Below are 10,314 nucleotides of genomic sequence, written 5' to 3' on the forward strand. Positions count from 1 at the left end.
CTGTCAGCCGTGCGTGCGGGTCGGTGTCGGTCCCGAGTTCGTAGTGGCCGCGGCGGATGTTCTGGACCAACGCATGACCTGCGCTGATCGTCTGGGCGGAACGCAGCCGTTTCAGTCCGCGCATCGGGCGGAGCCNGGCTTTCAACCGGCTGTGATCGGATTCGATCCGATTGTTCTCCCGCGCGGCATCCACGTGGCAGGCCTCGGGTACCANCTNGTCNAGGATCCGCGGGTANACNGNGGCCTTGTCGGTGGTGACCTCGACCGGCCGGCGCCCGTGGGACAGCGCGCTGGTGAAGAACCGGCGTGCCGCAGCCTGATCACGGCGGGTGCTGGCCAGGACGTCGATGACCTGCCCATGCTGGTCAACTGCCCGGTACAGGTACGTCCACCGGCCGGCGACCTTGACGTAGGTCTCGTCGACGAACCACCTGTCCCCAGGACGGTGCCGACACGGCCGGGCCGCGTCCACGAGCAGGGGCGTGAAGCGTTGGACCCACCGGTACACCGTGACGTGATCAACCTCGAGGCCGCGTTCCGCGAGGAGCTCCTCGACATCCCGGTAGGACAGCGCGTACCGCAGATACCAGCGGACGGCGAGGACGATCACCTCGGGTGGGAACCGGAAGCCGGCGAACTCCGACACTGAGACCGGTGGACAGGCACGACGCCGACGCATCACTCGATCATGACCGGACGGCGGCCGTGGGACAACGGACTCCGCCGATGCAACAGTGCCCTGGAGGCCGCTGCGGCACGGTCCAACTCGGCGCGGACCATCTCCGGCGGCTGCATGCCCGAGAACGGCCGGCCGCCGTCGACGACGAGCGTCGGCACGCCGCTCACCCGCAACTCGGCGGCGCGGCGCTGATCGGCGATGACGGCGTCGGCGTAGCGGTCACCGGCGAGCACCGCGCCCGTCTCCTCCTCGGGCAGGCCCACCTCGTGCGCCAACTCCAGCAGGACGAGGTGGTCGGCGACGTTCCGCCCCTCCGCCTGGTAGGCCCGCAGCAGCGCCTCGACGAGCGCATCGGCCCGCTCATGGTCGGCCGCGAAATGGGTCAGCCGATGCGCGTCGAAAGTGTTGACGGGACGCGCTTTGTCGAGGTCGATAGCCAAGCCCAGGTCCGTGCCGAGCTGCTCGATCAGGGCCAGCCGCGCGGGCAGCTGGTCCGGTGCGGTCCATGTGGCCATCGCCTCGGCGGCGGTCGGGCCAGGGATGCGCCCCTCGTCCGGTGACAACTGATAGCTGCGCCACCGCAGTCGAACCTCGTCGCGGCCGGGAAAATCCGTCAGGACCCGCCGCAGCCGGTGCTTACCGATGTAGCACCAGGGGCACAGCACGTCGTAGAAGACCTCGATCAGCACGCCGCTCACCCCCGGAGCAGGACGGCGGTCTTGCCGCGGGCATGGCCGGTGTCGATCCGACGGTGCGCGTCGGCGATCCGGTCCAGTGGGAAGACCTCCGACACGGTCAGCGTCAGTCGCCCGGCGCGGTACAGGTCGGTGATCGCCCGTAGCCGCTGACCCGAGCGCTGGCTGCGCAGGAATCGTACGCCGAGCTCGTCCGCCCGGGCGAAATCCACCAGGGTGCCGATCCGGCTCCGGTCGGCGACCACCTCGAGGCAGGCATCCAGGGCCGCGCCGCCCGCGGCGTCCAGGGCGACGTCGACACCACCGGGTGCCAGGGCTCGCACGCGGTCGACCAGTCCGTCGCCGTAGGTGGTCGGTGTGGCCCCCAGCGAGCGCAGGTAGTCCTGGTTCGCCGGGCCGGCCGTTCCGATCACCGTCGCGCCCGCGGCCAGGGCCAGCTGCACCGCGACCGTTCCGACGCCGCCGGAGGCGCCGTGGATCAGCAGAGTGTCGCCGACGCTGACCTTCAGTTCGTCCAGCGCGGTGTGTGCGGTCTGCGCCGACGCCGACAGGGTGCCCGCCTGCGGCCAGGTCATCCCGGACGGCTTGGAGACGACCTGCTCTGGAGGGACGACGACGTACTCGGCGCAGCTGGCGAGCATGGCCCAGCCGAGCACCTCGTCGCCGATCCGGAAGTCTGTGACGCCGGTGCCGATCTCGTCGACGACACCGGCGAAGTCGTTGCCGACTATCTGCGGGAACCGCAGGGTCTGCCCCGGCGGTGTCCAGCCGGACCGTACCGACGAGTCGTACGCTTGCACGCCCGCCGCCTCGACTCGGACCCGAACCTCTCCCGGCCCAGCTTCGGGTGTGGCAACCTCGACCACCTGTAGCACCTCCGGACCACCGAAGGTGTAGAATGCCGCGGCCCGCATGGATCTCCTCTCCGGATGTTCCGACGCCGGCCCATCAGGGCCGGGGACGTCAGAAACAGCCTGCAATCTCAAGTGCGCTTGAGGTCAAGCAGGTAGTCGTGCTCGACCCGCCGGGACCGGTTGAGTAGCCCCCCGTCCGCGCGGATCAGCACGTCGTGGACAACGCAACTGGGCGCGATCTCGGGCTGGCGCTCACCGGGACGGCTGGTCACCACGAGCACGTAGAAGGTGGACCGCAGGCTCCCGTCCGGGGCCTCGATCAGGTGGATCATGTTGAACCAGTGGCGGCGCTGCACCGGCTCGGTGGCGAAACGCTCCTCGTGGAAAGCCCGCAGCTCGCGTGCGATGCCGTCCCGGGTGTGGGCCGCGGGCCGCCCCGGCGTGTGGCTGAACTCGCCGTCCTCGGTGAAGGTGGCCGCGTACTCGTCGAAGCGGCAGGCATCGAGCGCGTGCATCTGCCGGGCGTAGAACTGCTGGACCTGCGTGTAGACATCGGTGCTGATCGCGGTGGCGGACATTGGCTTCCTCTCCTGATGACCCGCGGCCGGGCCGCGGTCCGGGCTGCGGCGAAACTAATGCGAGTGGGTTGAGAGGCACTCGAAACGGCCGCCCGGCGGCCCATCCGGTGCTCCACGACGGCTCGACCGCGTTTCGAGAGGGCTGCCGCAATGTCGGGGTCGGCCGACCATGGCGGAGTCATCGGAGGAAACATGAGCCAGCAGAGCCAGCCGGTGGCATTGGTCACCGGTGCCACCAGCGGTATCGGACTGGAGATTGCCACCCGGCTCGCGCGTCGCGGCGCCCGGGTGTACCTCTGCGCGCGATCGGCTGACAATGTGGCCGCGACGGTGAAGTCACTACAGGAACAGAACCTCGCCGTGGACGGCCGGGCCTGCGACGTCACGGACGGGACGCAGGTCACCGATCTGATCTGCGCGGTCGTCGACCGGTTCGGGCCGCTGGACATTCTGGTCAACAATGCCGGACGCAGCGGCGGCGGCGTCACCGCGGAGATCGCCGACGAGCTGTGGCTTGACGTCATCAACACCAACCTCAACAGCGTCTTCATCGTCACCCGGGAAGCGCTGCGCGCCGGTGGCCTGGCCGGCCGGGCGGGCGGGCGAATCATCAACATCGCCTCCACAGGGGGCAAGCAGGGAGTGCAGAACGGCGCACCATATTCGGCCGCGAAGCACGGTGTGGTGGGCCTGACCAAGGCATGGGGCCTGGAACTGGCCAAGACCGGCGTCACCATGAACGCGGTCTGCCCCGGCTTCGTCGAGACGCCCATGGCACAGACCGTCCGTGGGACCTACGCCAAGCTCTGGGGCGTCACCGAGGCCGAGGCGCACGACCGGGTGACCGCGCGTGTCCCGATCGGCCGCTATGTCCGGCCGGACGAGGTCGCCGCGATGGTCGAGTACCTCGTCAGTGACGAGGCTGCCGCCGTGACCGCCCAGGCAATCAACGTCTGCGGCGGTCTCGGCAACTACTGAGGTCCAGTGCCGTACCACCGGAGGCAGACATGAAGCTGACCACGGCCGGTTCCACTCTGCAGGCGGCGGCGGAGGTGGCGGCGGTGTCGGCCGCCAAGCACGTGCGTGAGGCGGAGACCGACCGGCGACTCCCGCGTGCGTCGATCGACTCCGTGCTCGCCGCGGGGTTCGCCCGGCACTTCGTGCCCACGCGGTACGGGGGGGACAGTGGCACCTTCGGTGCTCTGCTGCCCGCCGTGGCCACCATCGGCGCGTCCTGCGCCTCGACGGCCTGGGTGGCGTCACTGATCGCCGCGGCCGCCCGGATGGCAGCCTATCTTCCGGAAGCGGGCCGCGCTGCCGTCTGGGCCGGCGGCCCGGACGCCTTGATCGTCGCGGGGCTGATGCCCGGGGGAGAGGCGGCTGCGGGGGGCGACTCGTGGCGGCTCAACGGGCAGTGGCCGTACGTGAGCGGCGTCGACCACTCGGACTGGGCCCTGGTGTGCGCCCGGGCGGTCCGTGACGGCCGGGACGAGTACCGGTTCTTCGCGGTGCCGCGGCCGGCGTACCGGATCGAACCGACGTGGTTCAACGTGGGCATGCGTGCCACCGGCAGCAACACGCTCGTTCTTGACGACGTGCGGGTTCCGGCGTCCCACTCGGTGTCCCTGCGGGTGCTCGCCGACGGGCCAGCTCCCGGGGAGGACGCGCCCTGCCATCAGGTACCGATGAAGGCGGCCAACGGCCTTACTCTCACCGGTCCACTGCTCGGGGCGGCCCGCGGCGCCCTGCACCGGTGGTGGTCGCTGATCGGACCGAAGTTGCAGCGGCCCGGCCCGGCCATATCCGGCCCGGTGGACCGGCTGGCGTACGACATGGTGCTGGCCCGTTCCGGCGGGGAGATCGACACGGCGGGCCTGCTCCTGGAACGGGTGGCGCAGGTGCTCGACGAGGGCGCGGTGACGCCCTACGAGGAGTCCCGTAACGGTCGGGACTGCGCGCTGGCCGCGGAGTATCTCTCCGCTGCGGTGGACCGGCTGATGCGTGGCTCGGGTAGCCGAGGGCAGGCCGACGGCGAGGATCTCGGACGGTTCTGGCGGGACGTCGTCTGCGGGGCGGGCCACAGCGGTCTCCAGTTCGCCGCGCGGGCGGGTGGCTTCGCCCGCCATGCGGCGGAGGCGGTGAACGACAGGTGACTACTCCACGGGGAAAGGAATTCATGAAACCGAACCGGCGCGTGGTGATCACCGGGATCGGAGTACGCGCACCCGGTGGCGGAGGAGCCAAGAACTTCTGGAACCTTCTGACGGCCGGCCGGACCGCGACCCGGCGGATTTCCTTCTTCGATGCGGGGCCGTTCCGCAGCCAGGTGGCCGGTGAGGTCGACTTCGATGCCCAGGCCGAAGGGCTGACCCCACGGCAGATCCGCCGGATGGACCGGGCGGCCCAGTTCGCGGTGGTCTGCACCCGCGACGCGGTCGAGGACAGCGGTCTGGAGCTGGACCGGGTGGAACCCCACCGGATCGGGGTGAGCCTCGGCAGCGCTGTCGCGGCGGCTACCTCTCTGGAAGCCGAGTACCTCGTGCTGTTCGACAGCGGCCGAACCCGCGAGATGGACACCCGGCACCTGACGCCGCACATGTTCGATCACATGGTGCCCAGCGTGATGGCGGCCGAGGTGGCCTGGACCGTCGGCGCGGAGGGCCCGGTCACCATGGTCTCCGACGGGTGCACCTCCGGATTGGACGCGATCGGCCACGCGCTGCACCTCATCGAGGACGGCGTAGTGGATGTGATGGCAGCGGGCGCGACAGACACTCCGATCTCACCCATCGTGCTGGCGTGCTTCGACGCCATCAAAGCCACCACGTCGTACAACGACGAACCGGCGACGGCCTCGCGCCCGTTCGACCGATCGCGCAACGGCTTTGTCCTCGCCGAGGGCTGCGCCATGTTCGTGCTCGAGGAGTACGAGCACGCCCGGCGTCGCAACGCCGAGATCTACGCTGAGGTCACCGGGTACGCCACCCGGTTGAACGCCTTCCACATGACCGGTCTGAAGCCGGACGGCAGGGAGATGGCCGAGGCGATCCGCACCGCGCTCGCCCAGTCCCGGCTCGATCCGTCGGACGTGGACTACGTCAACGCGCACGGCTCGGGTACCAGACAGAACGATCTACACGAGACAGCGGCGGTCAAGGCCAGCCTCGGTGAGCACGCGCGTCGGGTGCCGATCAGCTCGATCAAGTCGATGGTGGGCCATTCCCTGGGCGCGATCGGGTCCATCGAGGTGGCCGCCTGCGCTCTCGCCTTGCGGTACAGCGTCATCCCCCCGACCGCGAACCTACGGCTGCCGGACCCCCAATGCGACCTAGACTACGTGCCGCGCGTGGCCCGGGAGGCCACCCTCGACACGGTGCTGACGATCGGCAGCGGGTTCGGCGGGTTTCAGAGCGCAATGGTGCTTCGTCAGCCCGGAGGACGGGCAGCATGACGCAGCGGGTCTTCGTCACCGGAGTCGGCGTGGTCGCGCCGACCGGGCTGGGTATCGCGGAGTACTGGGCGGCGACGCTAGCGGGGCGCTCCGGCATCTCGAGATTCGACGACCGGCATGTCGGGGCGCTCGCCGGCCGGATCACCGGCTTCGATGCCGCCCGGCACCTTCCGGGCCGGTTGCTGCCCCAGACCGACGTCTCTACCCGGCTGGCGCTCACCGCGGCCGACTGGGCAATCAACGACGCGGGTGTGCGCCCCGACGATCGGGACGAGTACGACATGGGCGTCATGACGTCGAATGCCTGCGGCGGCTTCGACTTCACCCACCGCGAGTTCGACAAGTTGTGGCACGACGGACCCCAGCACGTCAGCGTCTACGAGTCGTTCGCCTGGTTCTACGCCGTGACGACGGGACAGGTGTCCATTCGGCACGGCCTGCGCGGACCGGGCACGGCGCTCGTCGGCGAGCAGGCAGGCGGGCTGGACGCCATCGGCTACGCCCGCCGGGCGATCCGACGGGGCACGCCCCTGGTGATCTCCGGCGGCGTCGACTCCGCACTCGGCCCGTGGGGCCGGGGCGCGCATCTCTCCAGCGGCACGGTGAGCACCACGGATGATCCGGGGCAGGCGTATCTGCCGTTCGCCGCGGCGGCCTCCGGGCACGTCCCGGGTGAGGGCGGTGCGATCCTCGTCCTGGAGGGCGGCGAGAGCCTGGACGGGCGCGGGGACCGCTCCCGGTACGGCGAGATCGCCGGGTATGCGGCGACCTTCGACCCCGCCCCGGGGTCGGGCCGACCGCCGGGCTTGCGCAGGACCGCGGAACTGGCCCTCGAGGACGCCGGGGTCACGACCGCCGACGTGGGGGTCGTCTTCGCCGACGCCGCCGGCACCGCCGAGCTCGACCGTGCGGAGGCCGAGGCGGTGACCGGGCTGTTCGGCCCCTACGGGGTGCCCGTTACCGCCCCCAAGGCCGGGACCGGGCGGCTCTTCTCGGGCGGCGGCCCCCTCGACGTCGTCACCGCCTGTCTGGCCCTGCGCGAGGGCGTGATCCCGCCGACCCCACACGACGCGCAGGTCGCCGCTGGACATCGGATCGATCTCGTTCAGAACGCCCCGCGCGAGCGGAACATGACCGTCGCGCTGGTGCTGGCCCGTGGCCGGTGGGGCTTCAATTCCGCCGTCGTCGTCCGTGCCTGACCAGATCCTCGCGGACACCGGCACACGCCAGTCACCGATCAGGTCAAGCGCGCGCACTCTCACGAAGGGAAAGACATGTCTCTGATAACCCTCGAGGACCTGAAAAAGATTCTGGTCGAGAACTCCGGCGCCGACGACAGCGGAACCCTGGACGGCGACTTCGCCGTCCAGGAGTTCACCGAACTCGGCTACGACTCGCTCGCCCTGCTGGAGCTCGCCGCCGAGATCCAGCGCCGCTACGGCATCGTGTTGCCGGACGAGCAGGTCATGGAGCTGCGTACGCCGGAGGCCGTGCTCGCCGCCGTCAACAGCGCCGAGCGGCTGCGGCAGACGTCGTGAAGGGTGCGCCTACTGTGCCTACGAAGCACCGGACATCGCATCGAGAAGTGGTGGCGGCCCCGGCGGACCTGGTCTTCGAACTGCTCACCGAGGCTGAACGGTGGCCGGCGATCTTCGGTCCGAACATCTTCTTGCGCTACCTCGAGCGTACGGAGAGCGAGGAACACTTCCAGCTCTGGGCCCTGGTCGGCGGCGAGGTCAAGACGTGGACGTCGCGGCGTGAGGTCGACCGGCACCTGCGGACGATCGGCTTCCGCCAGGAACGGAGCCAGCCACCGGTGGCGGCGATGAGCGGACGCTGGCAGGTCCTGCCCTTGCCCGGTGGCCGCACCGAGGTGATCCTGGACCACGAGTTCACCGCGGTGGACGACGACGCCGCTGCCGTCCAGTGGATCAGTGCGGCCCTGGAACGCAACAGCGTCGAAGAGTTGGCGGCGTTGCGCCGGGTGGCGGAGCTCGGTCATCCGGTCGCGGAAGTCGTCTTCACCTTCGAGGACACCGTCGAGCTCACCGGGTCGGCCGAGGAGGCGTACGACTTCATCGACCGGGCGGACCGCTGGCCGGATCAGCTCCCGCACGTTCGCCGTGTGGTGCTCACCGAGGAGATGCCGGGCATCCAACAGTTGGAGATGGACACGGTCAGCGGCGATGACGGGTCGACGCACACCACCCGGTCGGTGCGGGTGTGCCTGGCGAACGACAGAATCGCCTACAAGCAGACCCGGCCACCCTCGACGCTTCTCGGGCACAGCGGGGTGTGGATCTTCCATCGGGTGCCGGACGGGCCCGACTCGGTCACGGCGAGACACACCGTCGTGTTGGACCCGGACGCGCTGCGCACGGTGCTCGGCCCGAGCAGTTCTCTCGCCGAGGGACGCCGCTACCTCCGGGACGCGTTGGGGGCCAATAGCCGCCGGACGCTGGCCGGCGCGGCGGCGCCCGTATCCTCCACCGAGGAGCGGGAAGTCCGGTGACAGCGACTCGCGCCGCCGCCAGCGCGGTGGCGGCACGTATGACGGAGGTGGCGGACGGCGTGTTCGCCTATGTCCAGCCGGACGGAGGCTGGTGTCTCAACAACGCTGGCGTGGTGGTGGGTGACGACGGCATCCTGCTCGTCGACACCGCGGCCACCGAGCGGCGCGCGACCTTGCTGCGCACCGCAGTGGACGGCCTCAGTCGTGGCGGGGNGAAGTACTTGGTCAACACTCATTTCCATGGCGACCACACCTTCGGCAATCACCTTTTCGCCGACACGGCGACGATCATCGCCCAGCACGGCACCCGGGCCGAGATGGCGGAGACGGGGCTGGCACTGACCGGCCTCTGGCCGGAGGTGAATTGGGGCAATGTCGATCCGGTGCTACCGACGGTGACCTACCACGACGCACTGACGCTGCACCTGGGCCGTTGCCGGGCCGAGCTTTTCAACGTGGGGCCCGCGCACACCGGGCACGACACCGTGGTGTGGCTCCCCGGCGAGAAGGTGCTGTTCACCGGCGACGTGGTGCTGCCGGGGTGTACGCCCTTCCTGTTGATGGGCACGGTCGCGGGGTCGCTGACCGCTGTCCGCCGGATGCGCGAGACGGGTGCCCAAGTCGTGGTCGGCGGGCACGGAACGATCGCCGGCCCCGAGGCCTTCGACGAGACGGAGGCGTACCTACTGTGGCTGCGGGACGCCGCCGGAGACGCGATGCGTAAGGGGCTGACACCGATCCAGGCGGCCCGCCAATGCTCGGCAGGCCGATTCGCCGGCTGGAAGGACCCGGAGCGGCTGGTCCCCAACCTGCACCGCGCGATCGCCGAGCATCAGGGGGCACCGCCGGCAGCCGCGCTGCCGGTCGAGCCGCTCTTCGCGGAAATGGTGGAATTCAACGGTGGGCACCTCCCGGAGTGCCACGCCTGACCGGCGTGCCAGAAGGTCCTCGACCGACCGCAGCGGGTCTGTTGCATTGGGGGAAGGCAGGGCATGGTTGACCCTGCCGAACGGGTGATCAGATCGCGAGGGTGAGCTCGGTGAACGCGGCTGTCAGCCGTGCGTGCGAGTCGGTGTCGATCCCGAGTTCGTAGTGGCCGCGGCGGATGTTCTGGACGAAGGCATGCCCTGCGCTGATCGTCTGGACAGAGCGCAGCCGTTTCAGTCCGCGCATCGGGCGGAGCCTGGCTTTCAACCGGCTGTGATCGGATTCGATCCGGTTGTTCTCCCGCGCGGCATCCACGTGACAGGCCTCGGGTACCAGCTCGTCGAGGATCCGCGGGTAAACGGCGGCCTTGTCGGTGGTGACCTCGACCGGCCGGCGGCCGTGAGACAGCGCCGCGGTGAAGAACCGGCGTGCCGCAGCCTGGTCGCGTCGTGCGCTGGCGAGGACGTCGATGACCTGCCCGTGCTGGTCAACCGCCCTGTACAGGTACGTCCACCGGCCGGCGACCTTGACATACGTCTCGTCGACGAACCACCTGTCCCCGGGCAGGTGCCGGCACGGCCTCGCCGCGTCGACGAGCAGGGGCGTGAAGCGCTGCAC

General features: G+C 69.9%; 12 protein-coding genes. 7 read left to right on the forward strand and 5 right to left on the reverse strand.

Annotated elements, in window-relative coordinates:
• The 4 genes from BMG523DRAFT_RS20815 to BMG523DRAFT_RS20830 form a co-directional block, all read right to left on the reverse strand.
• Positions 1–646, reverse strand: a 646-nt coding sequence (locus tag BMG523DRAFT_RS20815; RefSeq protein WP_043592105.1) for an IS6 family transposase, incomplete at its 3' end; no start/stop codon positions are given.
• Between the two features lie 32 nt (positions 647–678).
• The gene (locus tag BMG523DRAFT_RS20820; protein WP_235463318.1) at positions 679–1,377 is read right to left on the reverse strand and encodes a DsbA family oxidoreductase; all 699 of its coding nucleotides are present in this window, start codon (positions 1,375–1,377) and stop codon (positions 679–681) included.
• On the reverse strand, positions 1,374–2,288 hold the full coding sequence (locus BMG523DRAFT_RS20825) for an NADP-dependent oxidoreductase (RefSeq protein WP_011438472.1): 915 nt from the start codon (positions 2,286–2,288) through the stop codon (positions 1,374–1,376). Before BMG523DRAFT_RS20825 ends, BMG523DRAFT_RS20820 begins: the two co-directional genes overlap by 4 nt.
• A gap of 68 nt (positions 2,289–2,356) precedes the next feature.
• Positions 2,357–2,806 carry a nuclear transport factor 2 family protein gene (locus BMG523DRAFT_RS20830; protein WP_011438471.1) on the reverse strand — a complete coding sequence of 150 codons (450 nt, stop codon included), beginning with the start codon at positions 2,804–2,806 and terminating at the stop codon, positions 2,357–2,359.
• Positions 2,807–2,998: 192 nt separating this feature from the next.
• Here BMG523DRAFT_RS20830 and BMG523DRAFT_RS20835 point away from each other — a divergent pair, with 192 nt between their 5' ends.
• From BMG523DRAFT_RS20835 to BMG523DRAFT_RS20865, 7 genes are all read left to right on the forward strand, one after another.
• Entirely contained in the window at positions 2,999–3,784 is a 786-nt protein-coding gene (locus tag BMG523DRAFT_RS20835; protein ID WP_023841932.1) for an SDR family NAD(P)-dependent oxidoreductase, read from the forward strand.
• A gap of 29 nt (positions 3,785–3,813) precedes the next feature.
• Positions 3,814–4,959 (forward strand): acyl-CoA dehydrogenase family protein, encoded by a 1,146-nt coding sequence (locus BMG523DRAFT_RS20840; protein ID WP_011438469.1) that lies wholly within the window; start codon positions 3,814–3,816, stop codon positions 4,957–4,959.
• Between the two features lie 23 nt (positions 4,960–4,982).
• Positions 4,983–6,257 carry a beta-ketoacyl synthase gene (locus BMG523DRAFT_RS20845; RefSeq protein ID WP_011438468.1) on the forward strand — a complete coding sequence of 425 codons (1,275 nt, stop codon included), beginning with the start codon at positions 4,983–4,985 and terminating at the stop codon, positions 6,255–6,257.
• Positions 6,254–7,456, forward strand: coding sequence for a ketosynthase chain-length factor (locus BMG523DRAFT_RS20850; RefSeq protein WP_011438467.1), 1,203 nt, complete (start codon positions 6,254–6,256; stop codon positions 7,454–7,456). Before BMG523DRAFT_RS20845 ends, BMG523DRAFT_RS20850 begins: the two co-directional genes overlap by 4 nt.
• 75 nt (positions 7,457–7,531) lie before the next feature.
• Positions 7,532–7,795 (forward strand): acyl carrier protein, encoded by a 264-nt coding sequence (locus BMG523DRAFT_RS20855; RefSeq protein ID WP_011438466.1) that lies wholly within the window; start codon positions 7,532–7,534, stop codon positions 7,793–7,795.
• 14 nt (positions 7,796–7,809) lie between these two features.
• Positions 7,810–8,769: an aromatase/cyclase gene (locus tag BMG523DRAFT_RS20860; RefSeq protein ID WP_011438465.1), complete on the forward strand. Its 960-nt coding sequence runs from the start codon at positions 7,810–7,812 to the stop codon at positions 8,767–8,769.
• Positions 8,766–9,698 carry an MBL fold metallo-hydrolase gene (locus BMG523DRAFT_RS20865; RefSeq protein ID WP_023841930.1) on the forward strand — a complete coding sequence of 311 codons (933 nt, stop codon included), beginning with the start codon at positions 8,766–8,768 and terminating at the stop codon, positions 9,696–9,698. Before BMG523DRAFT_RS20860 ends, BMG523DRAFT_RS20865 begins: the two co-directional genes overlap by 4 nt.
• 88 nt (positions 9,699–9,786) lie before the next feature.
• On the opposite strand, the gene BMG523DRAFT_RS20870 is transcribed toward BMG523DRAFT_RS20865, so the two are convergent.
• Positions 9,787–10,314 (reverse strand): IS6 family transposase (locus tag BMG523DRAFT_RS20870; RefSeq protein WP_051623996.1); only part of this gene is annotated, 528 nt, incomplete at its 5' end.

It is taken from the genome of Frankia sp. BMG5.23 (assembly GCF_000685765.2).
GTDB classification, from domain to species: Bacteria; Actinomycetota; Actinomycetes; order Frankiales; family Frankiaceae; genus Frankia; species Frankia casuarinae.